This window comes from Luteimonas sp. MJ250 (genome assembly GCF_039548455.1).
Classification (GTDB): Bacteria; Pseudomonadota; Gammaproteobacteria; order Xanthomonadales; family Xanthomonadaceae; genus Luteimonas.
On record NZ_JBCLVB010000011.1, the window covers coordinates 111,072 to 138,019 of the forward strand.

Consider the following 26,948-nt stretch of genomic DNA (forward strand, 5'->3'; position numbering starts at 1 on the left):
CCCGGTGTCAGGCCGACAGGTGTTCGATGGCCGCCACGCTGCCCAGTCGCGAGGACAGCCGCTGCAGCAGCGCCAGGCGGTTGCCGCGCAGGGCGGGATCTTCGGCGTTGACCATCACCGCGTCGAAGAACGCATCGACCTGCGGCCGCAGCCGGGCCAGGCGCGCGAGCGCATCGCCGTAGTTGCCGGCGGCAAGCGGCGCGCCGGTGTCGGCGTAGGCGGACTCCACCGCGGCGGCCAGGGCCTGTTCGGCCGGCTCGTGCAGCAGCGTGGGATCCACGGTATCGGGCACCGTGCCCTCGGCCTTGCGCAGGATGTTGCGGATGCGCTTGTCGGCGGCGGCCAGGGCCTCGGCCTCGGGCAGCTTCGCGAAGCTGGCGATGGCGTCGATGCGGCGGTCGAAGTCGCGCAGCGATGCCGGGCGCAGCGCGGCCACGGCATTGAACTGCTGCACCGGCACGCCGCGGCCGGCGTAGTAGCCGCGCAGGCGCTCGATGACGAAGTCGTAGAGTTCATCGACGGCGGAATGCTGGTCCGCGTCGCGTTCGGCGACCGCCTGCTCCAGGGACTTGCGGGCGCGGGCTTGCTCTTTCTCGCCGCTTGCCGAGGCGAGTGCGGAGTCGGCGGTGTCGACCATGGCGGCCAATGCCAGCCGACGCGCGGAGTCCAGCATTCCGTGGACATCCAGCTCCAGCCCGCCTTCGATGATCGTGCGCGCAAGCGCCAGCGCGTTGCGGCGCAGGGCGAAAGGATCCTTGTTGCCGGTGGGCTTGAGCCCGGCCGCGAAGCCGCCGGCCAGGGTGTCGATGCGTTCGGCGATCGCCAGCAGCCGGCCCAGCGGCGAAGGCGCGATGGCGTCGCCGGCGCCGCGGGGCTGCCAGGCTTCGTCCAGCGCGTTGGCCAGCGCCTCGCGATCGCCTGGGGACAGTCCCGCAAGCGCTGGATCCTGGATCGCGTAATAGCGCCCGGCGATGCCCTGCAGCTCGGGGAATTCGTTGACCATGCGTGACTGCAGGTCGGCCTTCGACAGCAGCGCGGTCTGGCGCGCAAGCGCCGCGTCGATCCCCGCCGCCGGTGCCAGCGCCTTCGCCAATGCGGCCACGCGCGCGGCCTTGTCGGCCACGCTGCCGAGCTTCGCCTGGTAGGTCACGGTGGCCAGGCCGTCGTTCATCGCCGACAGGCCCTGCTTCATGTCTTCGATGAAGAAGAAGCGGGCGTCGGCGAAGCGCGGGCGGATCACTCGTTCGTAACCCTTGCGCACTTCGGATTCGTCGCGCGAGGCGATGTTGGCCACGCCGATGAAGTGCTCGGTCAGGCGGCCGTCCCCGCCCAGCACCGGGAAGAACTTCTGGTTGGCTTCCATGGTCGCCACCAGCGCCTCCTGCGGCACGGCCAGGAAGCCGGGGTCGAAGGAGCAGGCCACGGCCGATGGCCATTCGACCAGGCATTCCACCTGCGCCAGGTTGCCGGGCTCGATGCGCGCGGTGCCGCCGAGCTTCGTGGCTGCGGCCTCGACGCCGGAGATGATGGCGGCGCGGCGCTCTTCGGGATCCACCAGCACCTTCGCACCGCGCAGCGCGTCGACGTAGTCGCCGGGTGCGCCGATCCAGGCCGGCCTGTCATGCATGAAGCGATGGCCACGGCTCATGCGGTCGGACGCGATGCCGAAGGCACTGGCCGGCACCACGTCGCCGCCGAGCAGCACCACCAGCCAGTGCACGGGGCGGGCGAAGGCGTGCGCATGCGCGCCCCAGCGCATCGCCTTGGGCACCGGGATCGCCGCGATGGCTTCGTCCAGCACCTCGGGCAGCAGGTCGCGCGTGGCGGCGCCGGTTGTCACCGAGCGGTGCACGAAACGCTCGCCCTTCTGGTCGGTGCTGCGTTCGAGCGTGCTCCAGTCGACGCCGGCCTTCTGCGCGAAACCCTGCAGCGCTCGCGTCGGCTGGCCTTCGGCGTCCAGGGCGATGTTGACGTAGGGGCCCAGCACTTCGGACGCGCGGTCGGGTTGCACCGTGGCCACCCCGTCCAGCAGGACGGCGAGCCGGCGCGGTCCGTACAGCGGCCGTGCGCCCTCTGCGAAGGCGATGCCACGCGCGGTGAGTGCGTCGCGGACTCCGTCGAGGAACGCGCGTGCCAGGCCCGGCAGCGCGGCGACGGGAAGTTCGTCGGTGCCCAGTTCGATCAGGAGTGGAGCGGTATCGGTCACGGAAGGTCCTTGTTGACCGCGATGAGGTGGCCCAGGCCGTTGCCCGGCGTGGTCGGTTTGCGGTCGCCGTTGAGCATCAGCAGGACGATGCCGGCCAGCGGCATCAGCAGCACGCCGAACAGCAGCCAGAGCCACGCATTGCGCCCGGTCTGCTGCGCCCAGTACGCGGCGAAGAATCCGAACGCCACCGGCGCGGACCAGGCGTAGACGAATGCAATGGAGAAGATCTCGGTCATGCGCTGTGGCTCCCTGTCAGGCGACGTTCTTCGCGGCGGACTTCAGCCCGGGGAAGCCGAGCTTCTCGCGCTGCGCGAAATAGGCTTCGGCGACCGCCTGCGACAGCCTGCGCACGCGCAGGATGTAGCGCTGGCGCTCGGTGACGCTGATCGCGCGCCGGGCATCGAGCATGTTGAAGCTGTGGCTGGCCTTCATCACCTGCTCGTAGGCGGGCAGCGGCAGGCCGAGTTCCACCAGCTTCATCGCCTCGGCCTCACAGGCGTCGAAGCGGTGGAACAGCTCGGCGACGTCGGCGTGCTCGAAGTTGTACGTGCTCTGTTCGACTTCGTTCTGGTGGTACACGTCGCGATAGGTGACCGGCGTGCCGTCGGGGCCGTGCGTCCACACCAGGTCGAACACGTCGTCGACGTTCTGCAGGTACATGCACAGGCGCTCGAGGCCGTAGGTGATCTCGCCCAGCACCGGCTTGCACTCGATGCCGCCGGCCTGCTGGAACCAGGTGAACTGGGTCACTTCCATGCCGTTCAACCAGACTTCCCAGCCCAGGCCCCAGGCGCCGAGCGTCGGCGATTCCCAGTTGTCCTCGACCAGGCGCAGGTCGTGCACCAGCGGGTCCACGCCGACGCTCTTCAGCGATTCGAAATAGAGCTCGACGATGTTGTCGGGCGAGGGCTTCATCACCACCTGGTACTGGTAGTAGCGCTGCAGGCGGTTGGGGTTCTCGCCGTAGCGGCCGTCGGTGGGACGGCGGCAGGGCTGCACGTAGGCGGCGTTCCACGGCTCCGGCCCGAGCGAACGCAGGAACGTCGCCGGGTGGAAGGTGCCGGCGCCGACCTCGAGGTCGAGCGGCTGGACCAGCACGCAGCCCTGCGCGGCCCAGAAGTCGTTGAGCCGCTGGATCAGCTGCTGGAAAGTGGGTGCGGTCATGCGCGGTCCGTGCCCGCCGGAGGCGGCGTGGATGGAGGGCGGGCTAGTATAGCGGCCGCCCCCGCGCGCCCCGCGGCCGCACGTCGAAGGTTGCACTGCATGTCCCGGAACACACCTCCTTTCCTGGTCCTCGAGACCGGCCGGCCCGTGGCTTCGATGCGCCGCCACGGCAGCTTCGCGCACTGGATCCGCACCGCCGCCGGGCTGTCGCGCGGCGAAGTCGAGGTGGTCGATGTGCAGTCCGGTGACGCGCCGCCGTCGCATCGCGACTATGCCGGCGTGCTGGTCAGCGGCTCCGGCGCCATGGTCAGCGACCGCGAGCCCTGGAGCGAGCGCACGGCCGACTGGCTTCGCGACGCGGCCCACGAGGGCGCGCAGCTGTTCGGCATCTGCTATGGCCACCAGCTGCTGGCGCACGCGCTGGGCGGCACGGTCGCCGACAACCCCCGCGGCCGCGAGATGGGCACCGTCGCCATCGACCCGGGTCCGGAGGCCAAAGGCGATCCGCTGTTCGCCGGCCTGCCGGAGCGCTTCCTGGCCCAGGCCACCCACCTGCAGAGCGTGCTTGGACTCCCCTCCGGCGCCGTCGCGCTTGCCTCTTCCGACCTCGACGGCTACCACGCCTTCCGCTGGGGCGACGCGGCCTGGGGCGTGCAGTTCCACCCGGAATTCAGCGCCGGCCACATGCGCGGCTATATCGACGCACGCCGCGACAGCCTGGCCGCCGAAGGCCTGGACCCGGCCGCCATGCGCGCGGCCGTGCGCGCCGCGCCGGACGCGCGACGGGTATTGCGCCGCTTCGTGCGCCGCGCACGCCGCCACGCCTGAGGTCGCCGGGTTACGATAAGCGGGCGTGGCGTCGCCACGGACACACTGCTACCCGGGGACACTGGATGAGTACACGCACGATGGGCCCGGCTTCCGGCTGGCGCTGGCTGATGAACGCCGTGAACCTGGGCGGCGGCAACCCGCGCGCGGTCCTTGGCGGCGCGGCGCTGATGATGCTGGTTGCACTGGTGCCCAGCCTCATCCAGATCGTGGTGCAGAGCGTCCTGGGCGTCACCAGCGCCGGGGTGATGATCGCGCTGATGGGCTTCTCGGTGCTGTTTTCGCTGCTGGTGATGGGGCCGCTGTTCGCGGGCTACCTGCGGCTCTTGCACGCCAGCGAATCCGGTGCGCCAACCCGCGCGGCGGCGATCTTCGATGTCTTCGGCGGCGGCCAGGGCGCCGGCCGCGTGATTGGCGTGCTGCTGGGGCTGATCGCGGTCGGCATGGTGCTGTTCGGCGCCGTGGCGTTCGCCTTTGGCGGCGACTTCTTCGCCCAGATCGGTTCGGTGTTCGAGGCGCTCGAGGGCGCGGAGCCCGGCACCACGCCGGTGCTGCCGCCGCTGCCGAGCGGCCTCGGCACCTTCCTCGGCCTGCTGTTCATCGTCGGCATGTTTTTCAACGGTGCCTACGCGATCGCCCTGGGGCAGGTCGCCCTGGGTGGTCGCCGCATCGGCGAAGCCCTGGGCGACGGCCTGCTTGGCGCCCTGCGCAACCTGCTGCCGCTGCTGGTGCTGAGCATCGTGGTGACGGTGGCCGGGATGGTGGCGCTGCTGCTGCTGGGCCTGGTCGTGGCGGTGCTGATGGGCGTGGGCAGCATGGTGCATCCGGCGCTGGGCATGGTGCTTGCCGCGCCGGCCTATCTTGCAGCGATGGTTGCGCTGTACGTGGTGATGTTCGGGGTCATGTACTACATGTGGCGCGATGTCTGCGACGGTCCGGCCGAGGGTGGCAGCCAGCACGAAGTAGTGGCCTGACGGGGCTCAGCCCCACAGCGCCCGGTCCAGCGCCGCCTGCATCGGCACGGCCATCGCCTGCGCGGCCCAGGCCAGGGCTATCAGCCACGCCACCGCCTGGACGATCAGCCAGGCCGTGGCCCATGGCGGCATCCGCTCCGGTGCGCCGGGTGCAAGCACCACGCGGGTCCGGCTGAGCCGGTCGTGCAGGGCGGCATGATCGGGCGCAAGGCCGGCCAGCAGGTGGCCGATGTTGAGGCTCAGCCAGGAGAGGGTGCCGGCCAGGAACCTTGCGAGCGCTACACCTGTCCCGATGCGGCCGCCGGCGAGGTCGACCGCGCGCAGGCCGAGCGCGCGCTTGCCTGGCGTGGCCTGCAGCGGTGAGCGTTCGAAGCCGACGCACCATGCCAGGAACAGGGTCACGAAGGCCGCCATCGGCAGCCACAGCAGCCCGATCAGCGCCGCCTGGAGGTCGGCCGCGGCCGCGAGCAGGGCTGGATCGCGCAGCGAGTCGCGGGCCAGGCTGGTCATGGCGCCCGGGCCCGGGGCTGTCGAAGCGGACGTGGCGGGGGACAGGATCATCGCCGCCATGCGCTGCGCCACGGCATCGACCAGCGCGCCCCAGGATTGCGTGAACGTTGCCGCCGCCCTGTGCATGGCATCCCGGCACAGCAACAGCACCGGCAGTGCCACCAGCGCCGCATCCAGCGTCCATGCCGCGCAGCGCCGCCAGAAGCCGGCGGGGCGCATCAGCCGGTGCCGCTGTCGCCGGCGGCGTCGGGCCGCGGCGCGACCATGCGCGCGGCGATGATCCCGGCTTCGTACAGCAGGCACATCGGGATCGCCAGCAGCAGCTGCGAGATCACGTCCGGCGGGGTGATGACCGCGGCCAGGATGAAGATGCCGACGATCGCGTAGCCGCGCGATTCCTTCAGCTGCGCCGGCGTCACCCAGCCCATCAGCACCAGGATCACCAGCGCCACCGGCAGCTCGAAGCTGATGCCGAAGGCGAGGAAGATCACCAGCACGAAGTCGAGGTAGGCGTTGATGTCGGTCATCATTTCCACGCCCTCGGGCGTGACCATGGTGAGGAAGCCGAACACCGAGGGCAGCACGACGTAGAAGGCGAACGCGCAGCCGGCGTAGAACAGCAGCAGCGAGCTTGCCAGGAGCGGCAGCGCGAGGTGCTTCTCGCGCTTGTACAGCCCCGGCGCCACGAACGACCAGGCCTGGTAGAGCAGCCACGGCATGCTCAGCACCACGGCGGCGAAGAACGCGAGTTTCAGCGGCGCGAAGAACGGCGAGGCGACCTCGACCGCGATCAGGTGCGCACCTTCGGGCAGCTTGGCCACCAGCGGCGCCGACAGCCAGGCATAGAGCCTGTTGGCGAACGGCAGCAGCACCAGCAGCACCACGCCCAGGCCGGCCAGCCCGCGCATGATCCGGCTGCGCAGCTCGAGCAGGTGGTCGAAGATGTGGCCTTCACCCTCAGCGCCGGCCATCGGTATCTCCGTTGGCCGGCGGGGGCACGTCGCTGGTTGCAGAGTCAGCCGCGTCGGCGCTGGCGCCGGGCTCCACGCCGCCGGCAAGCTCGTCGCGAAGCGCCACGAGTCCGCGCTGCGCGTCTTCGCCGGTCTGGCGCACGTCGCGGTCGACGTCAGTGACCGCCGTGCGCACTTCGCGCTCGAGGTCGGTGGCCGCGGTGCGCGCGGCGTCGAGGTTCTGCTTCAGTTCGTCGGCGGCCAGTTCGCGCTCGAGTTCGGACTTCACCGAATACCACTGCGCGCGCGCGCGCCGCACCCACAGGCCGGCAAAGCGCGCGGCCTTTGGCAGGCGCTCGGGGCCGAGCACCACCAGCGCCACCAGCGCCACCAGCACCAGTTCGGTGAAGCCGAGGTCGAACATGCCGTGCGGACCGCCGCGCCGGGATCAGCGCTGCACGGTGTCGTCGTCGCGCTCGGTCTTGCGCTCACCGTCGCGGGTCTGGTCGCCGAGCTGGCCGGCCGGCTTGTCGTCTTCGTCGGCGATGCCCTTTTTGAAGCCCTTGACGGCTTCGCCCAGGTCGCGGCCGGCACCGCGGAGGCGCTTGGTACCGAAGATCAGCAGCACGACCACCAAGACGATGATCCAATGCCAGATGCTGAAACTGCCCATGCCGCTACCTGCGTGTATTCGGGCGCTCAGGATACCAAGTCGCCCGCGGTATGGGCCGCGGGCGCTGCATCCGGCGCGTCAGTCGATGGGATCGGGAAGCGGCGCCGGCAGGCCGTCGGCCGGAAGCGGCTCGGAGGTCACCGGGGCGTCGTCGACCGGCTGGAACGCGCTGGGGCCCTGCGGCGGCACGCTGTCGGAGCGGATTGGCGCGGTCTCGACGACGGGTGCGGGCGCTGCGGCCGGCGCGGTGCCCGCTCCGGCGGTGGCGCCCGAGGCTCCATCGGTGCCGCGATTGGCACGCGCCAATGCCGTGGCCTCTTCCAGGCTGTCGCGAAAGTCGACCACCGCGGCCGAAGGCTGGCCGGTGGCGCGGCCCTCGAAGATCATCCGTGGCGTGGTGTCGCGGCCATAGGCGGCCTCGTTGGCCTCGTCGTCGATCGAGAGCACGGCGCCATCAAGCGCCACCCCGGCGAACAGTCCGCGCGCACGCGACCACGACCAGATCTCGGCCTTGAGCTCGCCGTCGGTGGCGGTCGACGCGTTGCGGCCCACCGGCCCGGCGGCAACCCCGGCGTCGGCGCCGAGGGTGAACTTGCCGTTGACGATCGACTCCAGGCCGCGCTGGCTGCGGAATACCAGCACCACGTCGGCCGATTGCACGCCGGCCTGGAAGCCGATGCTGCCGCCGGTGAGCTTGACGAAGCTCGGGTTCGACCAGGTGCCGTCGGGATTCTTCACCGACATCAGGCCGTGGCCGCGGCGGCCGCCGATCACCAGGCCCACCTTGATGGTGTCGGGCACGACCACGATCGCGTGGCCTTCGTCGAACAGCTTCTCCGGAATCGCCGACTCCGGGATGGCCTGGATGTCGGTGAGCACGCGCACCGCGTTGAGCGCGCGCGCATCCTCTTCGGGGCCGGCGGACGCAGGCGCGGCAACCAGCGCAAGGCACAGCGCGGCGGCGAGGACGGGCAGGCGGAGCAGGTGGCGCTTGGCGGTCATGGACGACTCCGTGGCGGATGCGGCGGTATTGGGAGGATGCGACCCGGGGCGTGCGATGTCGACCGCGCCGCGTGGGCCGTCAGGCTATGCGCGTAGCCATGAATCGGCGGTGAGCCTGGGTGCTGCCGCTCCGGACCGCATTGCCGGACCGTACACTGGTGGGCCACGCCCGCACGCAAGACGCCAGCAGCCGATCATGATCGAAGCCACGCCTCCAGCCCGCGACGTCCTGTTGCTGGCCAACCTTGGCACGCCCTCCGCGCCGACCGCGGGCGCCGTGTCGCGCTACCTCCTCGAGTTCCTGTCCGACCCCCGCGTGGTGCAGCTGCCGCGCCTGTTCTGGCAGCCGCTGCTGCGGCTGGTGGTGTTGCCGCTGCGCTCGCGCAAGGTCGCGCACAAATACGCCGAGGTGTGGATGGATGGCGGCTCGCCCCTGGAAGTGCACACCCGCCGGCTGGCGCAGGCGGTGCAGGCGCTGCTGCCCGGCGTGCATGTCGAACACGTGATGCGCTATGGCGAACCCGCGTTCACCCGCCGGCTGCGCGAACTGCGCGGCCAGGGCGCGCGCGTGCTGGTATTGCCCCTGTACCCGCAGTACTCGACCACCACCACCGCCTCGATGGCCGACGTTGTCGCGCGCGAGATGCCGGCCGCGCGCATGGTCGAGGACTACCACGTCGATCCCGCGTGGGTGGCCGCGGTCGCCGACTCGATCCGCGCGCACTGGGCGGCCCGCGGTCGCGGCGACCGGCTGCTGTTCTCCTTCCACGGCATCCCGCAGCGCCTGGTCGACCAGGGCGATCCCTACCAGCAGCAGTGTCTCGCCGGCGCGCGCGCGATCGCCGCCGCGCTCGACCTGTCCGACGATGCCTGGCAGGCCACGTTCCAGTCGCGCTTCGGCGGCGGCAAGTGGCTGTCGCCGGCCACCGATGCCACCGTCCGCGGCCTGCCCGCCGAGGGCGTCCGCCGCGTCGACGTCGCCTGCCCGGGCTTCGCCGCCGACTGCCTGGAAACGCTGGAGGAGATCGCGCTGCAGAACGCGGAGTTCTTCCGCGAGGCCGGCGGCGCGGAGCTCTCCTATATCCCCTGCCTCAACGATGCGCCGGCGCACGCCGCTGCGCTCGCGGCGATCGCCACCCGCGGGTTCGACGCATGGCGCTGATGCGCGACTTCGCGCTCGCGCTGCCGATGGGCATCGTGCGCGGCCTGCGCATGGGCGAAGCCGGCGCACCGCGCGTGCTGGCCCTGCATGGCTGGCTCGACAACGCCGCAAGCTTCGTGCCGCTGGCGCCGCTGCTCGGCGCGGTCGACCTGGTGGCGCCGGACCTGCCCGGACACGGCGCGAGCGACCACCTGCCCCGCGGCATGGACTACTCCTTCGCCGGTGCCGTGCATACCGTGCTCGACGTCGCCGATGCGCTGGGCTGGGATCGCTTCGCGCTGCTCGGGCATTCGATGGGCGCGGGCATCGCCAGCCTGGTGGCCGCGGCCTGCCCCGACCGCATCGAGCGCCTGGTGGCCATCGAAGCCCTGGGCGCGCTGCCCGAAGAGCCCGGCCGCACCGTCGAGCGGCTGCGCGAAGCGGTGGCGTCCACGCGCGCGCTCGATGCCAAGCGCATGCGCGTGTTCCCGGACCTTGATGTCGCGGTGCGCGCACGGATGAAGGCCAACGGTCTGGGTGATGCCGCCGCGCGGCTGCTGGTCGAGCGCGGCACGCTTGCGGTGGACGGCGGCTGGAGCTGGAGCAGCGATCCGCGCCTGACCCTGCCGACGATGGTGCGCATGACCGAGGCGCAGGTCGAGGACCTGGTGGCCGGCATCGCCTGCCCGACCCGGGTGCTGTTCGCCGAACCCGCCCAGCCCTACCTGCCTGATCCCGTGCGCCGCGCGCGCGCCGCGCTGCTGCCCGCCGGCGAGCTGCAGGTGCTGCCCGGTGGGCACCATCTGCACATGGAGGATCCGCAGGCGGTCGCCGCCGCGATCGGTGGCTTTCTCGCCGGCTGAGCGCGGCTCAGTGCCGCGTGGACCTGTCGCGCAGCTGGATGCCGACCATGAGCTGCTGGCCATTGCGGCCGGTGAAGGTGTAGGTGGCTTCCCGCTCGCCGTGGCTGAAACCGAGCATGGCGCTGTCGGCCTGCTGCATCGCCAGTGTCTGCGACCAGCCCTTGCGCTGCATGTCGGTACGCGCGGCCTTGAACATCGATGTGACCGAACCCTCCGCCTCCAGGCTCACCAGTCGCGCGCCACCGACGTCCATCACGCTGTCGATGCCGTAGCTCGCCGGCAGGAACACATCGCCGGGGAAGTCCGTCGGCAGCGCGACGCCATCGCCCGCGGCGATGCTCATTGCACCATCGCCGCCGCGGATGTCCAGCCGGTCGCCGTCGCGAGCCACGTTGATCTGCTTGCCCGTGGCGCGCTCGATCGCGGCTTCGGCCGCGGCGTCCGCGGCGTTCTGGCAGCCGCTTCCCAGGAGTACCAGGCCGGCCAGGAGCACGGGAAGCAGTGGGGGGTGCATTGGACTCGCTCCGGACTCGCCGACGTGGGGGCCTGATCCGTACAACGATGTCAGACGGGTGGACCGGACAGCACCCTCAGCATCGCCTTGAGTCGCCGGCCATGCTCGCGGAACCAGTCGCGCTCGATGCGCCAGTCGGGGCAGCGGGCCTCGACTTCAGCCCAGAACGCCGGCGAATGGTCGGCATGCACCAAGTGGCAGAGCTCATGCACCAGCACGTATTCGAACGCGGCCGGCCGGCCCAGCACCAGGGCCAGGTCGAGCGCGAGCGTGCCGTCGGGCGCCAGTGAACCCCACTGCGAGGACATCGCCCTCAGGCGCACGCGCGCCGGCGCGCGCGGCAGCCCCGGCAGGTAGCGCGGCAGCCACGCGCCGATGTCGGCGCGGGCCTCGCCTTCGTAGAAATCGCGCAGGGCGCGGCGGAGCGCGTCGTCGCCGCCGCGACCGGTGTGGCGGAACACCAGGCCGTCGCCGTCGCGGACGACGCATGCATAGCGACCGGGTTCCCAGCGGAGCGGGACCATTGCCCCGCGCAGCGGCAGCGCCGGCGTGGTGCCGCGTTCCAGCGGCGCGACGATGTCGTCGATCGCGTGCGCGCGCAGCTGGGCCAGCAGCCAGTCGCGGTGCAGTTCGAGGAAGCGTTCGCCCGAGACCACGCTGGCGCGCGGAGGCAGGGTCAGGCGCGCACCGCGTTCGTCGACCGACAGCCGCAGGCGGCGCGCGCGCGGGTCGCGCACGCGCAGCACCGCGACCTCGCTGCCGTCGTCCATCGCCAGCGCGATGGTGTCGCGCTGGATGTTGCGGGTGCCCGGTGCCGGGGACTTCGTGAGCAGCAGGCGGAGCAGGGACGACATGCGTGGATTCTACCGGCGCGGACGCACGCGATGTGCGTGCATGCACGACGTCGCGTTCCGCGCGAGCGCGCTCAGGCGTCGACGCGCGACAGCTTCAGCGCCGGCTCGAGGATCTCGAACAGACGCCGCACTTCGGCCGACATCAGCATGAAGCGCGCATCGAGTTCGGCGCGCATGTCATCGCGGTCGCCGCCTTCGAGCTGGTCCACTGCGCCGTCGAGGAACTTGAGCTTGCGCAGCACCAGGTCCTCGCCCAGCACGAACGAGACGTGGTCGTCGAGCACCAGCGCCAGCTTCGTGACCTGCTTGCCGGCCTCGAGGTGGTGGCTGATCTCGTCGCTGCCCAGGTCCTGGCGCTGGCACTTCACGATCGCGCCGGTGTCGTTGCCGTCCTTGAGCTCGCACTCCTCGCCCAGCGACAGGCCTTCGGGCAGCGGCTCGCCCGCGATCCAGCCGGTCAGCACGCTGCGCGGCGCGACTTCGGCGTTCGCCGGCAGCGCCGGGAAGCTGCCCAGCGCCTGGCGCAGAGCGGAGACCACCGCCTCGGCGTTCTTGCGCGAGGAGGTATCGACGATGCACAGGCCGTGCTTGAGGTCGAGCATCGCGTCGGTGCGCGAGGGCCGGACGAAGGCGCGCGGCAGCAGTTCGTGGATCAACTCGTCCTTCATGCGCTTGCGCGCGCGGCCACCGGGGCGGCGGCCTTCGCGCTCCTCGGCTTCGTCGAGCTTGCGCGCGAGCATGTCGTTGACCACGGCGCCTGGCAGCAGCCGGTCTTCACCCCCGACCGCGACCCATGCGGCGTCGTTGAGGCGATGGCTGTAGGCCTCCGACTCGCGGCCGAGCGCGGCGACGAAGCCGCTGGACGACAGCTCCAGCGGCCCGACGGGCTTGAGCGGATGGGTGGCAAGCGCCTCTTCAAGGCCATCCAGGTCGAGCGATTTGGGAAAGCGGAACAGGGTCAGGTTGCGGAAGAACATGGGGAATGGCTGCCGTGGTCGATGTGGGGGGGTCAGGATGTGCGCGCGCTGTCTCAGGCGACGCGGCGGCGGCCCGCGGATGCGGGTCGGGACGAGCGTTGACGGAGCATCAGGACGCGTTGCCGGCGTGCGGCGCGACGCCTGGTTCGTCGGCCAGCCGGTTGCGGGCGCGGGGCGCGGGTTCGGCGATGGACGGGACGGTGCTCATGGAGCATGCATTCTACCGGCGCCGTTCGCGGACAGCGTGTAACCTCGGCGGGGCATGGATTCCCCGGACACGCCCGAGCAGAGCCGACTCGCCCAGCGCCTGCTGGAGTTGAAGACGGAGCACCGCGACCTGGATGTCGCGATCTCGCGCCTGCAGCTCGACCCGGGCGCCGACGAGCTGCTGGTCAAGCGCTTGAAGAAGCAGAAGCTGCAGCTCAGGGATTGCATCGAGCGCCTGGAGTCGGCGCTGATCCCCGACGAGCCGGCCTGAATGACCGGACAGGAAGCCGGCAAGCTTGCCTGCGGACGCGTCCCGGTCGCCGGCGGCGGGCCGCGTTGTTGCCGCTACATCAGCCCCCTTGCGCGCCCGGCGCCTCTCCTCCCCGGGCCGCTTCGGGGCTGATCTTCTCGATCGTGTGCCGGAGCTCGCGGCCCAGGATCAACTTGGCGTCGCGCGCGAACGAGGCCAGGCGTTCGTCGAAGGCGAGCTTGCTGTTCTGGTCCAGCCTGACCAGCCCCATTTCACGCAGCTTCTGGATGAAGCCGCGGAACAGCGCCCTGTCGAAGAACTCGGGTGCCGCGGGCGCGTACAGCAGGCTCAGGCGCTGCGCGGCGAGCTGGCACAGGCTCTCGAGTTCGCCGGCACCGAGCGCGCCGGAGCCGTTCTTTGCCAGCACCGAGATCGCGATGTAGTAGCGCTCGAAGGCCTGCTGCAGCGGATGCCCGATCGCGCGCAGGCGGAACACCTCGTCGGACTGTCCCGCCTGCCGGGCGAGGATGCCGCCGTCGTCCTCGCTGACCCGCTCCAGCAGGCCTTCGCGGACGAACAGGTCGATGGTGGCATCGATGCGCGCGGAAAAGCCTTCTTCGTCCCAGGGCAGGAACAGCTCGCCCTGCAGGAAGGGATACATCCCGCGGCCGATGCGCAGCAGGGTTTCGCGCGCCATGCGCCGGTTGTGCAGGAAACAGCACGCGATCCAGGCCGAGGCGGTGAACAGGTGGACCACGTTGTTGCGGAAGTACGAAAGCAGCACCGCGGTCTCGCCGTCGACGCGCAGCACGTCGCCCAGCGGGTGGACCACGCGGTGCAGCACGCCGATCTCCTCGCCGTGGGCGATGATCTGCTCCGGCGAATGCGGGGTCACCGTCACCAGCGCGCTGTAGGGCACTTCGGCCAACAGCTTCTTCGACAGCACGATCTGCGCGGTCAGGTCGCCCTCGCCCATGGCGTGCTTGGGCGTGGACAGCAGCGCCAGCGCCAGCAGGTTGATCGGGTTGACGTCGGCGGCGCTGTTGACGCGCTCCTGGATGCGCTGCGCGGTGGCGTCGACGGTGGTCGCCAGCCACTGCGGCTTGTCCTCGTCGGACAGCGGTTTGCCGTCCCAGTCGACCGCGTGTTCGGCCAGCACGTCGGCCAGCGCGATCGGCTCGCCGAAGTTCACCACCACCTGGCCGTAGTTCTGCCGCAGCACCTTCGGAATGCCCCACAGCAGCGCCCAGATCGACTCGCCCTCCTTGGGTTTGCCGGAGAGTTCGTCGAAATAGCTGTTGCCCTCCATCAGCTTCTCGTAGCCGATGTACACCGGCTGGAACAGCACCGGGCGCGTCGGCTGGCGCACGAAGGCACGCACGGTCATCGCCACCATGCCGCCCTTGGGCTGCAGCAGGCGGCCGGTGCGCGAGCGCCCGCCTTCGATGAAGTATTCGATCGAATAGCCGCCGGCCACCAGCTGCGCCACGTACTCGGTGAACACCGCCGAATACAGCGCGTTGCCGCGGAAGCTGCGGCGGATGAAGAACGCGCCGCCCTTGCGCAGGATGGTGCCGATCACCGGGAGGTTGAGGTTGATGCCGGCGGCGATGTGCGGCGGCACGATGCCGCGCGTGTACAGCAGGTAGCTCAGCAGCAGGTAGTCCATGTGGCTGCGATGGCAGGGCACGTAGACGATCTCGTTGCCGGGAGCCACCGCCTTGAGCTGGTCGAGGTGGTGGACCAGCACGCCGCGGAAGATCCGGTTCCAGACCGTGGTCAGCAGGAAGCTGGCCGAGCGCACGACCGGATGCGAATAGTCGGCGGCGATCTCGTAGGCGTAGCCGTGGGCCTTCTTCCAGGCCTCGGCCTGGCCCTTGGCGGCATCGCCGCCCTCGCGCCGGGCCTGGTCGGCGATGGCCTCGCGCACGGGGCCCGAGGACAGCACCTTGTCCACCAGCAGGCGCCGGGTCGAGAGGTCGGGGCCGATGACCGCGGCGCGGATGCGGTTGAAGTGGGTGCGCAGCAGGCGCGACAGCTTGCGCACCTCGCGCTCCGGCTCGAGGCCTTCGGCGATGATGTCGCGCACGGCCACCGGCGGCGCGAAGCGCACCAGGGTGTCGCGGCCGTTGAGCAGGATCGCAAGCAGGCGCCGGAAGCGGCCGACGATCGCCCAGTTCTCCGAAAACAGCACCGAAAACCAGCCGCTGTTCTTGTCCGGCGCGCGGCCGACGAAGATCGACACCGGCACCAGCTGCACGTCCAGCGCCGGATCCTCGTGGTGGGCCTCGAGCAGGCGCGCCAGCGAGTCGGAGTGGCTTTTCTTCTTCTGGGGCTTGCGCTGGGTGGCGATCCGGGTGGCCAGGTCCAGGGCGCTGCCGGCGTTGCGCCGCGACAGCGCGACGTAGGCGCGCTTGCGGCCCAGCAGGTCGCCGGGCAGCGGCACCAGGGGCGATGGCAGCCCGGCCTCCCGGCAGGCGCGGTCGAGGATCAGGGCGTTGGACATGCCGTAGTCCTCGAGCACATAGCAGACCTGGCGGCCATCGAGGCTGTCGCCCGGGCCCTGCGGCTCGATGCTCAGCCCGATCCAGGGTGCCAGCAGGCGCCCGAGCAGGCGCGCCCACCACGGTCGTGGACGGCGGGCCGCGCGCACCGGGGCGGCAGGCGCCGGGCCGGGCTCAAACAGGGAAGGCTGGCTTGGCATCGTCGACATTATGCCCAAGCGCGGGCTGCGGCCCCGCAGGCGGGTCGGCGGAGCGGACGGCTTCACGAGCGTGGCGCAGGTAATCGCTGAGGTACCAGCGGCCGTCGATGCGTTCAACGGGGACCAGGGTATCGATGGGATGGCCGGCGAGGGTGTAGCGCAGGCGCACGGTGGCCTGGTCGCCCTGTTGGACCTGCAGCGAAGCCTGGACACTGTCGAAGCTGGCGTCGAGATCCAGGCCGTGTCCCGCGAATATGCGCTTGGCCTCGTTGGCGAAGGCGCCCAGGCGCTCGAGCGATGCATCCATTCCGGCCGCTGCGATGCCTTCGGCGGTGGTCGGGCCCGCGGCGCGTGCCGCGGCGACCAGGCGCGGAATCGCTGCCCGGGCCAGCGCGCGGTCGGCCAGCGGCGCGCCAGCCGCCCACTGCGCCATCGCGGCCACCAGCTGCACGTAGTGCGCGCGCTCGGCATCGCTGAAATCGCCCTGGTACTCGACGTACTGGACCCCGAACATGCCCATGGTGGCGGCCGCGGCTCGCAGCTCGCGGTCGGAGCCTGCGAACTGGCGCCTGAAGTCGGCTTCAAGCCTGTCCTCGGCATCGGGTGCGGCCAGCGCGGCCAGCACGGCGGGCAGTTGCTCGGCGAACGGCAGTTCGTCCAGCGGCCAGCGCGTGTCGCCGGCGAGCCAGGCGGTCTGCAGCCGGGCATGCAACGCAGGCGGCACCGCGTCGCGGGAGAATGCTGCGAAATCGCCCGTGCGCATGTGGCCGGCCAGCACTTCGACCGCGTGCGCGGGCCGACTGAGGTCGCTGCCGGCAGGGGCCTGTGCCTCCGGCGGCACCGGGCGACAGGCCGCAAGCAGGCCGGCCACGACCGTGGCGACCAGCAGCGACTTCAGGATCGATGGCATCGACATGGCTGGAGTTTCCCCTCCCCCGGACGGCGCATCTTGGCCACCGCCCGGCGCCGGCGGCAAGCTACGCGGTCACAGGTCGCGGACGATCCAGCCATGCGCGGCCGCCGCCGGGGCGTCGGCGGCTGCTTCCGCGACCCGCTCCGGGGTCTCACCGGCCGCCCAGGCGGCCGCGATCGCCGACAGCCGGTCGCGCGTGGCGCGCGTGTACGCGCCCTCGAGTTCGTTCTGGGCGTCGGCGGCGAGCTTCTGCGGATACAGCGTGCGCGCTTCCTCGCTGCGGTTGAACATGGTGATCATCCGCGCAAGGCTGCTGCGGAAGCCATCGACCGAGAGCGCGGTGCGCTGGGTGCGCTGCAGGTGCCAGACCACCAGGTACTCCACGGGCCCGAGCATGCGCCGTGGCGTGGCGCCGAAAAAATGCCCCGACAGCGCGCTGGCTGCCACCGGTGCCCCATGGTCTGGCAGACCGGTCGCTCCCCAGGAGCTGAGCGCGCCGCCCGGCAGGTCCATCCGCCGCAGCGCCACGCCGAAGGTTTCGGCCAGCAGCCTCTGCGCGCGCTCGTCGTCGCTCTCGGCGACCACGCCGACCAGGCGCAGGAACAGCGGGTATTGCTCCTCGCCCAGGCGTCGCACCAGGCGCTTGAGCACGGCCAGGCGGTATTCGGGATCGGAGTGCGCGGCCAGCGCCGAAACCAGGCGGTCGGCGGCCGTGCGCAGGGCGTCCGGGGTGGGCAGGGATTCGTTCATGGCCGCGGCATTATCGCGGCTGCGGCAGGCCGGTGCCTGTCGGGCTCAGTTGAAGGCGTCGAGCACCGAGTCCACGGCGCTTTCCGCCGCCTGGGCCAGTGGCATGCCGCCCAGCCGTGCTTCCAGGCCAAGGTCGCCGGCCAGCATGCGGCCGCTGGCGGCCTCCCAGGCCGGAGCGGTGAGCACGCGCTCACCGGCATCGGCCAGTGCGGCCGGTGCGGCTTCGGCTTCCGCGACGGGACTGCTGCCCTGGACCTCATGCGCATCCCCACCCTGCTGGCGACGCAGGTCGTCCTGCTGCCCGTCAATCCGGTGCAGGCTGGAAGCGAGGTTGAGATGGGAGTCGGGACCGATGGTGCTCATGGGGCGCTGCAGGACCTGCGGAGGGGATTGGTGGCGATGGGAGGACTCTATCGCCACGGGGACTGCTTGCCACCTCGGGGGAACCCTAGTTCCGGAATTCCGTTCAGCTCTCTTTCCACGTTGAAGCCGTGCGGGCGCGGGCTGGCCCGTCGTTCGCCTGCCTGCGCCGGCGCTTGTGCAACGGCGGGCATGCTAGCTTTCCGGGGCACTCCGGAGGACACGATGGCGAAGGACGAGGGCGCCGACAGAACCGAGCCGCCGACCCAGAAAAAACTCCGCGACGCGCGCAAGGACGCGAACGTCAGCAAGAGCAAGGAGTTGACCAGCACGGTGCTCGTACTGGGCTGGCTGCTTGGTGGCTGGATGATGCTCGGCTACATGTGGGACCGGCTTCGCGCGCTGTTCGATGCCAGCCTGGCCGCGATCGGCACGCCGTTCGCGGAGGCCGCGCCGGCGCTCGGCATCCAGGCGTTCTGGGTGCTGGTGGCGCTGAGCGTGCCGTTGCTGCTGCTGGCCCTGTTCCTGGGGCTGGTGGTCGAATTCCTGCAGGCCGGGCCGGTGGTGAGCATGAAGAAGCTCACCCCGGACATGTCGAAGCTGAACCCGGTCGAGGGCATCAAGAAGATGTTCTCGATGGACAACCTGGTCGAACTGGTGAAAGCCTTCTTCAAGAGCATCGCGCTGCTGTTCATCGGCGGCGTGGTGCTTTACGGCATGCGCCACAGCCTGCTGATGCTGCCGTACGCGCCGCCGGAGGCGATGGGTACCGCGATCTGGCACGGCCTGCTCCGGATCGGCATCTGGACCATCGGCGTGTTCTTCTTCGTTTCGGTGCTCGACGCCTGGTACCAGAAATACTCCTACCTCAAGCAGCTGCGCATGAGCCGCCGCGACATCAAGCAGGAGGTCAAGGAGAACGAGGGCGACCCCTACGTGAAGCAGCGCCGCAAGCAGTTGCACCAGGAGTGGTCGCAGCAGAACATGCTCAATGCCGTCCGGGGGTCGAACGTCGTCGTGACCAATCCAACCCATATCGCAGTCGCGTTGCGGTTCGAAGCCGGTGACACCGACCTGCCGGTGGTCGTGGCCAAGGGCGAGGGCCACCAGGCCGAAGAGATCAAGCGCGCGGCCGAGGAGGCCGGGGTGCCGATCCTGCAGAACGTGCCGCTGGCGCGCGGCCTCAACGAGAAGGTCGAGGTCGACGACTACATCGCCACCGAGTTCTTCGACGCGGTGGCTGAAGTGCTGTTCTGGGCCGAGGGCATCCGCCGCGGCGAATGAGGCTCAGCCCAGGGCCTGCTCCAGCACGCGCAGCAGGTGGCGGTTGCTGCCCAGTCTCTGCAGCACGATCTCCACGTACACCCCCAGCAGCAGCAGGATCAGCGCGGTCGCAAGCCAGGCCTTGATCGGCAGCGTCAGCGCGAACACGTTGAGCTGCGGTGCATACCGGTTCACCAGGCCGAACGACAGGTCGATGATGAGCAGGATGACCATGATCGGCGCGGCCATCACCAGCACGGTGGTCATCATGAAGTTGAACTGGCCCACGAACAGGTTCATGCCGGCCGCGGGCAGGTCGGGGAAGTGCGAGGTCACCGGCCAGAGCACGTAGCTGCCCATCAGCAGGTCCAGGAACACCAGGAACGCGCCGCTGGCCATGAACAGCCAGGTCGCCAGCTGCGACAGGAATTCGCCGTGCAGGGTGACCTGGTGGCCCTGGATGGGATCGAAGACCTGCGCCATCGACATGCCCACCTGGGTGTCGACCACGCTGCCGACCGCGGCCACGGCCCAGAACACGATGCCGAAGCAGAAGCCGATCGTGACCCCGATGAACACCTCCTTGAGCACGATCAGCGGCCACTCGATCACGCCCAGGCTCTCCATCGGCAGCCCGGCCAGCGCCATCGGCAACACGATGATGCCGAGGCTGACCATGAAGCTGTTGCGCACCATCGCCGGCACCGTCTCCTTGGTCATCAGCGGCAGCATCAGGAACGCGCCGATGACCCGCGGCAGGACCAGCGCGAGCGCCAGCAGCGGATTGCCGAGGAAGTCGAACACGGCTTACTTCTGCACCAGGCCCGGGAAGTCGCGGAAGATGCGTTCGGTGTAGTTGAACAGCGAGCCGCCGATCAGCGCCGCGGTCAAGAACAGCATCAGCACGATCGCCAGGAACTTGCAGGCGTAGGCGAAGGTCTGCTCCTGCAGCTGGGTGGCTGCCTGCAGGAACGCGATCACCAGTCCGACCAGGGCGGCGGCGGCGATGGGAGGGCCTGACAGCAGCATGACCAGGAACAGCGCCTCCTTGGTGAGTTCCAGGACCTCGTTCACGTCATCCGCCCCCGTAGGTCAGCACCAGGCCGTGGACCAGCTTCGCCCAGCCGTCCACGAGCACGAACAGCAGCAGCTTGAACGGCAGCGAGATGGTGGTCGGCGACAGCATCATCATGCCCAGCGCCAGCAGGATGTTGGCCACCACCAGGTCGATGATCAGGAACGGAAGGAAGATCAGGAAGCCGATCTGGAAGGCGGTGGTCAGCTCGCTCACGGTGAACGCCGGGATCACGACCATGAAGTCGTCGACGTCGATGTCGTCGCGGCGGTCGGCCGGCAGCAGGCGCTGCGCGCTGCGCAGGAAAAAGGCGCGTTCGGCGTCGTTGGAGTGGTGGATCAGGAAGCTGCGCAGCGGCTCCTTGCCGGCCTCCAGGATGCCGAGCATGCGGGCGGCGTCCATCGGGACGTCGCCGCCTGACGACGGCGGGCGCGGTGCGCCGGTGGCGGTGATCACCACCGGGCCCTCGTCGTCGACGGCTGGCCCCGCGCCTTCGGGTTCCTGTGGCGGATCGATGCCATTGTCGACGTTCGCGAACTGCGCGGCGCGCACGGGACCCTGGCCGGCGTCCGTCCCAGCGGTGCCGCCCGCGGCCCTGGCCTCGGCTTCAGCGCGCAGGGCATCGGCCGCCGCAGGGCTTGCCGGCGGCGGATCGGCAGCCGGGTTGGCGGTGCCATCGCCGCCTGCCGTGGCCGGGACAAGCGGCGCCTTCGGCTGGCGTGCGGCAATGCGCTCGGCGCGCGCGACCGCGCGCTCCTCGATCCGGGCCTGGATCTGCGGCGGCGGCGGCTGGCCGGCCAGGTAGGCGGTGACCGCGGCCTGGGTATCGAAGATCACCGGCGACATCACATAGGCTGACAGCACGATCGCCAGGCCGTTGATCACCACGTTGGGCGGCACCTGCTGCAGGCCCAGCGCGTTGCGCAGCAGGCTCAGGACCACCACGATCTTGGTGAACGAGGTCACCATCACCGCCACGAACGGCGCCAGCGCGATGAAGACGACGGTGACAAGGACGACCGCCGGCGAGAAGGTGGTGAAATCCATTCCTCAGCTCCAGGACAGCAGGCGCACGCCGAGGGTGTCGCCCACGGCGACCAGTTCGCCGCGGCCGGCCTCGCGGCCGTTGGCGCGGATGGTGACGTTGTTGCCTTCAACCACCGCGCCCAGTGCGAACACGTAGCCCGGCTGCAGGTCGGCCAGCTCGCCCACGCTCATCGTGGTGCGTCCGAGTTCGAATTCCACCTGCACCGGCAGGCTGCGCGCGGGGTCTGCGGCGGGGGGGGGCGTTCCGGGCGGCGTGCCGGCGCCCTGTTCGTTCTCGTCCATGGGTCGGTCCTCTCTGAAGGTGGGTGTGGGGACGGGCTGGCCGTGTACGGTCCAGCCGGTGGGCGCGGGCGCCAGCGGCCAGTCGCGGCCGGCGGCGCGTGCGACGCAGGCGGGAGGACGGCCGCGATGGCCGGCGATGAGCACGTCGCCGGGACGCAGCGCGCGCCAGTCGCGCATCGGGATGGTGACCGGGAGCAGCAGGGACACCGGTGCCGGCAGCCTGCGCCAGCGCCCGGCGTCGGGCGGCGGGTCGTTCTCGTAGGGTGGTTCGGCGCGGGCCGCAAGCGGCCGCAGCCAGACGATCGGCACGCGCAGCCACGCGGTGGTGGCGGCCGCGGGCGGCGATGGCGCCGCCGCCTGGTCGTCGTCTTCGCCGGCGTGCTCGCCATTGCCGTGCTCGCCATCGGCGGGTTCGTCGTCGATATGCACCCGCAACCACAGCGAGGGCGCGCCGCCGGCATCGCCTTCGCCTTCGCCCGCGTTGTCGCTGCGGTGGCCGACATCGTTTCCGTCGAGCGCAGGCAGCATGGACACGCCCAGCCATTCGCTCAGGCGGCGCAGCGTGGTTTCGTGGGCCAGGCTCCAGGCGAGGATGCGCGCGCGCCCGGCGTGGTCGCTCCAGCGCAGCCGCGCGTCGTCATCGCCTGCGCTTGCCGGGCCATCCACGTGCAGCGCCAGGCGCGTGCCTTCGGCATCGATGAGGAAGCTCGCCGGCGGCGCGGCCCCGGGCGCGGCCTGGACCGCGGCGCCGTCGCCCAGCAGCCACCAGCGCGGCACCGCGAAGAATCCACGCAGGGCCTCGCACGACGCCGCGTCCACGGCCGGCAGCACGCCGCGCACCGGGCGGGCCACGGCTGCGGCGGACACGGCGGGCGCGGTGCGACGGCTGCGCGCCTTGCGCGCGCCGCGCTCAGCCGTGGCCAAGGGCCACCTTCATCAGCTCCGGGAGGGAGCGGACGCCCAATTTGCTCATCATGTTGGCCCTGTGCAGTTCCACGGTCTTGATGCTGATGCCGAGGATGTCGGCAATGATCTTGTTCGGCTTGCTCGCCACCACCAGGTCGAGCACCTGGCGCTCGCGCGGGCTGAGTCTGGCCAGCAGTTCGTTGGCCATGCCGCCGCCCGCCGCGCGATTGCGCGCGTGGGCCAGGGCGGTGCGCAGCGCGTTGACCAGGGCCTCCTCGGAGAACGGTTTTTCAAGGAAGTTGGCCGCGCCCTTGCGCATCGCCTCGACCGCGAGCGGCACGTCGCCGTGCGCGGTCACGAACACCAGCGGCAGCTTGATGCCGCGGCGGAGCAGTTCGTCCTGCAGCTGCAGGCCGCTCATCTCCGGCATGCGCATGTCCGATACCAGGCATTCGCTGGCATCGCCATGGCGATCGCCGGCATAGGCTTCGAGGAACGCCGGGCCGGAGGCGAAGGCCTCGACCTCGAAGCCGGCGGTTTCCAGCAGCCAGGCGGTTGAATCGCGAAAGCCGTCGTTGTCGTCGACCAGGTAGACCCGTGTCACCGTCATTGCCTATCCCCTTCCTTCCGCGGGCGGCAGGGTGAAGCCGAACATGCTGCCGCCGCCCTCGCGCGGCTCGAAGAACAGCCGCCCTTCGTGGTATTCGATGATCGAGCGGCAGATCGCCAGGCCGATGCCGAGGCCGTCGCTCTTGGTGGTGAAGAAGGGCGAGAACAGCTGCGCGCCCTGTTCTTCGCTCAGGCCTTCGCCGCGGTCACAGACCCGGACTTCGACCTCGCCGTCGAGGTTCACGCGGCCCTCGATGCGCAGGCCGCGGCTCTGCGCCGGCACCTCGCGCATGGCTTCGATCGCGTTCTTGACCAGGTTCAACAGCACCTGCTCCACCATCACCCGGTCGGCGTAGACCGCGGGCAGGCCGGGCGCGAGCGCCAGTTCGATGCGCAGCTGCAGGCGTTCGGCCTCCAGTCGCAGCAGCTCGACCACGGTGTGGGTGATCTCGACCACGTCGTGTGCGTCGCGGCGCGGCTCACGCGCGCGCACGAATTCGCGGACCCGGGAGATCACCGCCGCGGCATGCTCGGCCTGGGTGCGCGCCGCGACCAGGGCGCGCTCGACCTGCACCGGGCCGCCGGCCTGGGCCACCAGGCGCAGGCTGCCGTTCAAGTAGTTCACGATTGCCGCCAGCGGCTGGTTGAGCTCGTGCGCCAGGGTGGCGGCCATCTCGCCGACCGACATCAGCCGCGAGGTGAACAGCAGCTTTTCCTGCTGGCTCTTGTGCGAATCAAGCGCTTCGATGCGTGCGCTGATGTCGACCGCGGTGAGCAGGTCGATTGCCGTGCCGCCGATGCTGGCCGCGCCCCAGTGCAGCGCGTACCAGCGGTTGCTGTGGGGCGCGTTGACCTCGTGCGGAGAGCCTGCCGCATCGTCGTCGCCGCCATCCGCCAGCACTGCCAGCAGGCGCGCGCGGTCATCGTGGCCGGCCAGGCCTGAGAACGCCTGGCGATAGCCGGCGTTCGCGGCCACCAGCGTGCCGCTGCCTCGTGCGAACGCGGCGCAGGGGAAAGGGATGGCCTCGAGCGTCGCCGCCACTGCGGCCTCGTCCCCGGCTTGGGTCCGCGCGCGACCGCCGCTGGCGGTCCCCTTCGCAGGCGTCACGCAGCAACCTGCGCGGTGCGCGCCGCAGTCCCGCTGCGGTAGGCTGCCGGCGCGCTGTCCGCGCGACCCCGAAGGCGAGTGCGTTTCCCCATGTCCAAGCGATCCCTGATTGCCATTACCACCATCCTGTCCCTCGCAAGTGGCACCGTGATGTCGGCCGAGGCCGTCTCCGAAGCGCCGGCCCCGACATCGTTTGCCGCGGAGCTGCTCGCCATCCTGTTGCCCCTGGCCTTCATCATCATCGGCCTGCTGCTGGTGCTGCGCCTGGTGCGGCGGCGCCACGGCGTGACCGGTCCCGATGCGCCGCTGTCGATCCTGCAGATTGTTCCGCTGGGACCGCGTGAACGCCTGGTGCTGGTCAAGGCGCGCTCCGGTCGAGTGTTTACCGTGGGCGTCAGCGCGCAAAGCGTGAACTTTGTCACTGAACTCACGGCCGATGATGTCCTTGTTCCCGGAAAGAGCGGAACCGGTCCCCGATGAATGCGACGACGGTCACGCAATGACCGTTACCGCAAAATTTCCGTTTGATTACAGGCGCCTGCAACGACCTCCGTGAACTTTGCCGACGAGCGACGTGCGCGAGCGGACCAAAAATTTCCTTGATTGCGCTTGCACCGAGACTATCGTAATTTGCCACAAAGTGACGCATGGGGTCAGTGCTTGATGCGCAAGGCAAATCACGTGGCAGGCAAGTCGCAGGAAGGTGGCACCACCACCATTCCTGCGCACGGCGTGAGGCTCGGGACGGCATGCGCGCGCTGATCCAGAACCTCTTCGCGGCGCCTGCCAATACCAAGCGCGCGCGGCTGGGGTACAGCGACATCGTCCTTGCCGTCGCAGCGGTGCTGATCATCAGCGTGATGATCCTGCCGCTGCCGCTGGTGGTGATCGATGCCCTGGTGGCGGTCAACATCTCGATCGGCTTCGGCCTGCTGCTGCTGGCGATCTACATTCCCACGCCGGTGGCGTTCTCCAGCTTTCCCAGCGTGCTGCTGCTGACCACGCTGTTCCGGCTGGCGCTGTCGATCGCGATCACCCGCTCGATCCTGCTCGATGCCGAAGGCGGCCACATCGTGGAGACCTTCGGCGCCCTGGTCGCCGGCGGCAACCTGGTGGTCGGCCTGGTCGTGTTCCTGATCATCACCGTGGTCCAGTTCATCGTCATCGCCAAGGGCGCCGAGCGCGTGGCCGAGGTCTCGGCGCGCTTCACACTCGACGCCATGCCCGGCAAGCAGCTGTCGATCGATTCCGACCTGCGCTCGGGTCTGATCGACAAGGACGAGGCCCGCAGCAAGCGGCGCCTGCTGGAGAGCGAAAGCCAGCTGCACGGCGCGCTCGACGGCGCGATGAAATTCGTCAAGGGCGATGCCATCGCCGGCATCGTCATCATCATCATCAACCTGCTGGGCGGCCTGGCGATCGGCGTCATGCAGCGCGACATGGCGCTGGCCGACGCCACCCGCACCTACAGCATCCTGACCATCGGCGACGGCCTGGTCTCGCAGATCCCGGCCATCCTCGCCACCATCGCGGCGGGCCTGGTGGTCACGCGCACCACCGGCGAGGTCGACGACAAGCACCTCGGCGCCGCCATTGGCCGCCAGGTCAGCGGCCAGCCGCGGGTCATGCTGATCACCGGCATCCTGGCGCTGCTGATGATGCTCGTGCCCGGCTTCCCGAAGCTGGTGTTCCTCGCACTGGGCCTGACCCTGATAGGAATGAGCGCGTGGCGCTATCGCCACGGCTTCCAGCTGCTTCGTCGCGCGTTCCGCGTGCCCGAGGGTGAAGTCGCCGAGGCCGATCTGCCGACCCAGGTCGATGACCTCGCCCCACCCGCGCCCTTGCAGCTCGAACTGTCCCCGGACCTGGCGCCGATGCAGGACGCGCTGCTGTCGCGGGTCTCGGCGATGGCGCAGGGCATGCGCGACGAGTTCGGCGTGCCCGTGCCGGCGCCGAAGCTGCGCCTGGTCGGTGGCCTGGGCGAAGGTGGCTACAGGCTGAGCGCATTCGGCGCGCGACTGGCGTCCGGGCAGCTGCGGACTGACGCGGCATACCGGCGCGCGGACGTCATCGGCGATGGCGGCCGCCGGGCGGGATTCTTCCCGGCGATGGCCGGCGAGTGGGTCGCGCCCGGCACCGAAGATGCGCTCGGGGCGGAGGACCTGCTGGCGGCGCATGCGCGCAGCGCGCTGCAGCGCAGGCTGGGTGGCTTCATCGGCATCCAGGAAACCGCCAACCTGTTCGCGCGCATGCAGCGCGACTATCCGGACCTGGTGAAGGAAATGCTGCGCGTGGTCGCGCCGCAGCGGGTGGCGGACGTATTGCGGCGGCTTGCCGAAGAAGGCGTGCCGATCCGCAACCTGCGCGACGTCTTCGAGGCGATCACCGACGTCGGTGGCCGCGAGAAGGACGTGGTGCTGCTGACCGAATACGTGCGGGTCGCGCTCAAGCGCGAGATCGCCGAACGCCACGCCGACGCCGAGCGCACGTTGCACGTGCTGCTGATCCATCCCGAGCTCGAGGACAAGCTGCGCCAGTCGGTGCGCGTGGCCGGCGGTGCCAGCCAGCTTGCGATCTCGCCGGAGCTGGCCGCGCGGCTGGGCAGCGAGGTGCGCGCGCACCTGGCGCGGCAGGCGCCCGGCGTGCGCCCGGCGCTGCTGTGTTCGCTGGACGTGCGCAGGCACCTGCGCAAGCTGATGGAAGTCGATTTCTTCGAGGTCCCGGTGCTGTCGTACCAGGAGCTCGCGCCGGACCTGCGCATCGTGCAGGCGGGACAGGTCAACGCATGAGTCGCGAAGGTTTCACCCGAAGGTAACGA

The 26,948-nt window shown here is 70.2% G+C and carries 29 protein-coding genes; 8 read left to right on the forward strand and 21 right to left on the reverse strand.

Annotated features, from left to right (window positions below; translation table 11 throughout):
• Positions 1-7 precede the first annotated feature (7 nt).
• Genes glyS through glyQ form a run of 3 tightly spaced genes read right to left on the reverse strand, consistent with a single transcriptional unit; the run spans position 8 to position 3,370 of the window.
• The gene (glyS, locus tag WCE37_RS07155) at positions 8-2,206 is read right to left on the reverse strand and encodes a glycine--tRNA ligase subunit beta (protein ID WP_343278747.1); all 2,199 of its coding nucleotides are present in this window, start codon (positions 2,204-2,206) and stop codon (positions 8-10) included.
• Entirely contained in the window at positions 2,203-2,442 is a 240-nt protein-coding gene (locus WCE37_RS07160) for a hypothetical protein (protein ID WP_343278748.1), read from the reverse strand. The genes glyS and WCE37_RS07160 overlap by 4 nt, the downstream gene beginning before the upstream one ends.
• A 16-nt stretch (positions 2,443-2,458) precedes the next feature.
• Positions 2,459-3,370, reverse strand: coding sequence for a glycine--tRNA ligase subunit alpha (gene glyQ, locus WCE37_RS07165; RefSeq protein ID WP_343278749.1), 912 nt, complete (start codon positions 3,368-3,370; stop codon positions 2,459-2,461).
• 99 nt (positions 3,371-3,469) lie between these two features.
• Between glyQ and WCE37_RS07170 the strand changes: the two genes are divergently transcribed.
• Positions 3,470-4,198 carry a glutamine amidotransferase gene (locus tag WCE37_RS07170; RefSeq protein WP_343278750.1) on the forward strand — a complete coding sequence of 243 codons (729 nt, stop codon included), beginning with the start codon at positions 3,470-3,472 and terminating at the stop codon, positions 4,196-4,198.
• A 65-nt stretch (positions 4,199-4,263) separates the two neighbouring features.
• The gene (locus tag WCE37_RS07175; protein ID WP_343254491.1) at positions 4,264-5,172 is read left to right on the forward strand and encodes a hypothetical protein; all 909 of its coding nucleotides are present in this window, start codon (positions 4,264-4,266) and stop codon (positions 5,170-5,172) included.
• Positions 5,173-5,178: 6 nt separating this feature from the next.
• Here the strand turns inward: WCE37_RS07175 and WCE37_RS07180 are convergent, their stop codons facing one another.
• The 5 genes from WCE37_RS07180 to WCE37_RS07200 all read right to left on the reverse strand — a co-directional run bounded on the left by WCE37_RS07180 (position 5,179) and on the right by WCE37_RS07200 (position 8,307).
• Positions 5,179-5,901, reverse strand: a complete 723-nt coding sequence (locus WCE37_RS07180) for an RDD family protein (protein WP_343278751.1) — start codon at positions 5,899-5,901, stop codon at positions 5,179-5,181.
• Positions 5,901-6,653: a twin-arginine translocase subunit TatC gene (tatC, locus tag WCE37_RS07185; RefSeq protein ID WP_343254489.1), complete on the reverse strand. Its 753-nt coding sequence runs from the start codon at positions 6,651-6,653 to the stop codon at positions 5,901-5,903. The genes WCE37_RS07180 and tatC overlap by 1 nt, the downstream gene beginning before the upstream one ends.
• Entirely contained in the window at positions 6,640-7,056 is a 417-nt protein-coding gene (tatB, locus tag WCE37_RS07190) for a Sec-independent protein translocase protein TatB (protein WP_343254488.1), read from the reverse strand. The genes tatC and tatB overlap by 14 nt, the downstream gene beginning before the upstream one ends.
• A 24-nt stretch (positions 7,057-7,080) precedes the next feature.
• Positions 7,081-7,305: a Sec-independent protein translocase subunit TatA gene (gene tatA / locus WCE37_RS07195; RefSeq protein ID WP_343254487.1), complete on the reverse strand. Its 225-nt coding sequence runs from the start codon at positions 7,303-7,305 to the stop codon at positions 7,081-7,083.
• A 78-nt stretch (positions 7,306-7,383) separates the two neighbouring features.
• Complete coding sequence (locus WCE37_RS07200; protein WP_343278752.1) at positions 7,384-8,307, reverse strand: lipid-binding SYLF domain-containing protein; 924 nt, start codon at positions 8,305-8,307, stop codon at positions 7,384-7,386.
• 196 nt (positions 8,308-8,503) lie between these two features.
• Here WCE37_RS07200 and hemH point away from each other — a divergent pair, with 196 nt between their 5' ends.
• Entirely contained in the window at positions 8,504-9,469 is a 966-nt protein-coding gene (hemH, locus tag WCE37_RS07205) for a ferrochelatase (protein ID WP_343278753.1), read from the forward strand.
• Positions 9,469-10,311, forward strand: coding sequence for an alpha/beta hydrolase (locus WCE37_RS07210; RefSeq protein WP_343279168.1), 843 nt, complete (start codon positions 9,469-9,471; stop codon positions 10,309-10,311). The genes hemH and WCE37_RS07210 overlap by 1 nt, the downstream gene beginning before the upstream one ends.
• Positions 10,312-10,318: 7 nt before the next feature.
• Here the strand turns inward: WCE37_RS07210 and WCE37_RS07215 are convergent, their stop codons facing one another.
• The 3 genes from WCE37_RS07215 to WCE37_RS07225 form a co-directional block, all read right to left on the reverse strand.
• On the reverse strand, positions 10,319-10,825 hold the full coding sequence (locus tag WCE37_RS07215; protein WP_343278754.1) for a hypothetical protein: 507 nt from the start codon (positions 10,823-10,825) through the stop codon (positions 10,319-10,321).
• A gap of 50 nt (positions 10,826-10,875) precedes the next feature.
• Positions 10,876-11,679, reverse strand: coding sequence for a SprT family zinc-dependent metalloprotease (locus WCE37_RS07220; protein WP_343278755.1), 804 nt, complete (start codon positions 11,677-11,679; stop codon positions 10,876-10,878).
• 71 nt (positions 11,680-11,750) lie between these two features.
• A complete protein-coding gene (locus WCE37_RS07225) occupies positions 11,751-12,656 on the reverse strand; it encodes a recombination-associated protein RdgC (protein ID WP_343254482.1) in 906 nt (301 codons plus the stop codon).
• Positions 12,657-12,918: 262 nt separating this feature from the next.
• Between WCE37_RS07225 and WCE37_RS07230 the strand changes: the two genes are divergently transcribed.
• The gene (locus WCE37_RS07230; protein ID WP_343254481.1) at positions 12,919-13,134 is read left to right on the forward strand and encodes a YdcH family protein; all 216 of its coding nucleotides are present in this window, start codon (positions 12,919-12,921) and stop codon (positions 13,132-13,134) included.
• A 79-nt stretch (positions 13,135-13,213) separates the two neighbouring features.
• Here the strand turns inward: WCE37_RS07230 and plsB are convergent, their stop codons facing one another.
• From plsB to WCE37_RS07250, 4 genes are all read right to left on the reverse strand, one after another.
• Positions 13,214-15,817 (reverse strand): glycerol-3-phosphate 1-O-acyltransferase PlsB, encoded by a 2,604-nt coding sequence (gene plsB / locus WCE37_RS07235; protein WP_343279169.1) that lies wholly within the window; start codon positions 15,815-15,817, stop codon positions 13,214-13,216.
• Positions 15,792-16,733, reverse strand: a complete 942-nt coding sequence (locus WCE37_RS07240; protein WP_343278756.1) for a hypothetical protein — start codon at positions 16,731-16,733, stop codon at positions 15,792-15,794. The genes plsB and WCE37_RS07240 overlap by 26 nt, the downstream gene beginning before the upstream one ends.
• Before the next feature lie 69 nt (positions 16,734-16,802).
• A complete protein-coding gene (locus tag WCE37_RS07245; RefSeq protein ID WP_343278757.1) occupies positions 16,803-17,480 on the reverse strand; it encodes a hypothetical protein in 678 nt (225 codons plus the stop codon).
• 45 nt (positions 17,481-17,525) lie between these two features.
• Entirely contained in the window at positions 17,526-17,843 is a 318-nt protein-coding gene (locus WCE37_RS07250) for a hypothetical protein (protein ID WP_343278758.1), read from the reverse strand.
• A gap of 222 nt (positions 17,844-18,065) precedes the next feature.
• On the opposite strand from WCE37_RS07250, the gene sctU reads away from it, so the two are divergent.
• A complete protein-coding gene (gene sctU, locus WCE37_RS07255; RefSeq protein WP_343278759.1) occupies positions 18,066-19,124 on the forward strand; it encodes a type III secretion system export apparatus subunit SctU in 1,059 nt (352 codons plus the stop codon).
• Positions 19,125-19,127: 3 nt separating this feature from the next.
• Here the strand turns inward: sctU and sctT are convergent, their stop codons facing one another.
• Genes sctT through WCE37_RS07285 form a run of 6 tightly spaced genes read right to left on the reverse strand, consistent with a single transcriptional unit; the run spans position 19,128 to position 24,130 of the window.
• Positions 19,128-19,907, reverse strand: a complete 780-nt coding sequence (gene sctT, locus WCE37_RS07260; protein WP_343254475.1) for a type III secretion system export apparatus subunit SctT — start codon at positions 19,905-19,907, stop codon at positions 19,128-19,130.
• A gap of 3 nt (positions 19,908-19,910) precedes the next feature.
• Positions 19,911-20,177, reverse strand: coding sequence for a type III secretion system export apparatus subunit SctS (sctS, locus tag WCE37_RS07265; RefSeq protein ID WP_343254474.1), 267 nt, complete (start codon positions 20,175-20,177; stop codon positions 19,911-19,913).
• 1 nt (position 20,178) lies between these two features.
• A complete protein-coding gene (locus WCE37_RS07270; protein WP_343278760.1) occupies positions 20,179-21,225 on the reverse strand; it encodes an EscR/YscR/HrcR family type III secretion system export apparatus protein in 1,047 nt (348 codons plus the stop codon).
• A 3-nt stretch (positions 21,226-21,228) separates the two neighbouring features.
• Positions 21,229-22,431 (reverse strand): type III secretion system cytoplasmic ring protein SctQ, encoded by a 1,203-nt coding sequence (gene sctQ, locus WCE37_RS07275; protein WP_343278761.1) that lies wholly within the window; start codon positions 22,429-22,431, stop codon positions 21,229-21,231.
• Positions 22,418-23,023: a response regulator gene (locus WCE37_RS07280; protein ID WP_343278762.1), complete on the reverse strand. Its 606-nt coding sequence runs from the start codon at positions 23,021-23,023 to the stop codon at positions 22,418-22,420. Before WCE37_RS07280 ends, sctQ begins: the two co-directional genes overlap by 14 nt.
• 3 nt (positions 23,024-23,026) lie before the next feature.
• Positions 23,027-24,130 (reverse strand): ATP-binding protein, encoded by a 1,104-nt coding sequence (locus WCE37_RS07285; RefSeq protein WP_343278763.1) that lies wholly within the window; start codon positions 24,128-24,130, stop codon positions 23,027-23,029.
• 90 nt (positions 24,131-24,220) lie between these two features.
• Here WCE37_RS07285 and WCE37_RS07290 point away from each other — a divergent pair, with 90 nt between their 5' ends.
• Positions 24,221-24,610: a flagellar biosynthetic protein FliO gene (locus WCE37_RS07290; protein WP_343278764.1), complete on the forward strand. Its 390-nt coding sequence runs from the start codon at positions 24,221-24,223 to the stop codon at positions 24,608-24,610.
• Positions 24,611-24,879: 269 nt separating this feature from the next.
• Positions 24,880-26,919 (forward strand): type III secretion system export apparatus subunit SctV, encoded by a 2,040-nt coding sequence (sctV, locus tag WCE37_RS07295; protein WP_343278765.1) that lies wholly within the window; start codon positions 24,880-24,882, stop codon positions 26,917-26,919.
• The last annotated feature ends 29 nt before the right edge of the window (positions 26,920-26,948 follow it).

Bases quoted from the DNA above. Each gene is read 5' to 3' on its own strand.
- WCE37_RS07250 (WP_343278758.1), bottom strand. From the start codon at position 17,843: ATGAGCACCATCGGTCCCGACTCCCATCTCAACCTCGCTTCCAGCCTG.
- WCE37_RS07175 (WP_343254491.1), top strand. From the start codon at position 4,264: ATGAGTACACGCACGATGGGCCCGGCTTCCGGCTGGCGCTGGCTGATG.
- WCE37_RS07270 (WP_343278760.1), bottom strand. From the start codon at position 21,225: ATGGATTTCACCACCTTCTCGCCGGCGGTCGTCCTTGTCACCGTCGTC.
- WCE37_RS07210 (WP_343279168.1), top strand. From the start codon at position 9,469: ATGCGCGACTTCGCGCTCGCGCTGCCGATGGGCATCGTGCGCGGCCTG.
- WCE37_RS07200 (WP_343278752.1), bottom strand. From the start codon at position 8,307: ATGACCGCCAAGCGCCACCTGCTCCGCCTGCCCGTCCTCGCCGCCGCG.
- sctV (WP_343278765.1), top strand. From the start codon at position 24,880: ATGCGCGCGCTGATCCAGAACCTCTTCGCGGCGCCTGCCAATACCAAG.
- tatC (WP_343254489.1), bottom strand. From the start codon at position 6,653: ATGGCCGGCGCTGAGGGTGAAGGCCACATCTTCGACCACCTGCTCGAG.
- WCE37_RS07225 (WP_343254482.1), bottom strand. From the start codon at position 12,656: ATGTTCTTCCGCAACCTGACCCTGTTCCGCTTTCCCAAATCGCTCGAC.
- tatB (WP_343254488.1), bottom strand. From the start codon at position 7,056: ATGTTCGACCTCGGCTTCACCGAACTGGTGCTGGTGGCGCTGGTGGCG.
- WCE37_RS07220 (WP_343278755.1), bottom strand. From the start codon at position 11,679: ATGTCGTCCCTGCTCCGCCTGCTGCTCACGAAGTCCCCGGCACCGGGC.
- WCE37_RS07160 (WP_343278748.1), bottom strand. From the start codon at position 2,442: ATGACCGAGATCTTCTCCATTGCATTCGTCTACGCCTGGTCCGCGCCG.
- WCE37_RS07290 (WP_343278764.1), top strand. From the start codon at position 24,221: ATGTCCAAGCGATCCCTGATTGCCATTACCACCATCCTGTCCCTCGCA.
- sctU (WP_343278759.1), top strand. From the start codon at position 18,066: ATGGCGAAGGACGAGGGCGCCGACAGAACCGAGCCGCCGACCCAGAAA.
- WCE37_RS07170 (WP_343278750.1), top strand. From the start codon at position 3,470: ATGTCCCGGAACACACCTCCTTTCCTGGTCCTCGAGACCGGCCGGCCC.
- WCE37_RS07180 (WP_343278751.1), bottom strand. From the start codon at position 5,901: ATGCGCCCCGCCGGCTTCTGGCGGCGCTGCGCGGCATGGACGCTGGAT.
- WCE37_RS07245 (WP_343278757.1), bottom strand. From the start codon at position 17,480: ATGAACGAATCCCTGCCCACCCCGGACGCCCTGCGCACGGCCGCCGAC.
- tatA (WP_343254487.1), bottom strand. From the start codon at position 7,305: ATGGGCAGTTTCAGCATCTGGCATTGGATCATCGTCTTGGTGGTCGTG.
- hemH (WP_343278753.1), top strand. From the start codon at position 8,504: ATGATCGAAGCCACGCCTCCAGCCCGCGACGTCCTGTTGCTGGCCAAC.
- WCE37_RS07240 (WP_343278756.1), bottom strand. From the start codon at position 16,733: ATGTCGATGCCATCGATCCTGAAGTCGCTGCTGGTCGCCACGGTCGTG.
- WCE37_RS07280 (WP_343278762.1), bottom strand. From the start codon at position 23,023: ATGACGGTGACACGGGTCTACCTGGTCGACGACAACGACGGCTTTCGC.
- WCE37_RS07215 (WP_343278754.1), bottom strand. From the start codon at position 10,825: ATGCACCCCCCACTGCTTCCCGTGCTCCTGGCCGGCCTGGTACTCCTG.
- WCE37_RS07230 (WP_343254481.1), top strand. From the start codon at position 12,919: ATGGATTCCCCGGACACGCCCGAGCAGAGCCGACTCGCCCAGCGCCTG.
- glyQ (WP_343278749.1), bottom strand. From the start codon at position 3,370: ATGACCGCACCCACTTTCCAGCAGCTGATCCAGCGGCTCAACGACTTC.
- plsB (WP_343279169.1), bottom strand. From the start codon at position 15,817: ATGCCAAGCCAGCCTTCCCTGTTTGAGCCCGGCCCGGCGCCTGCCGCC.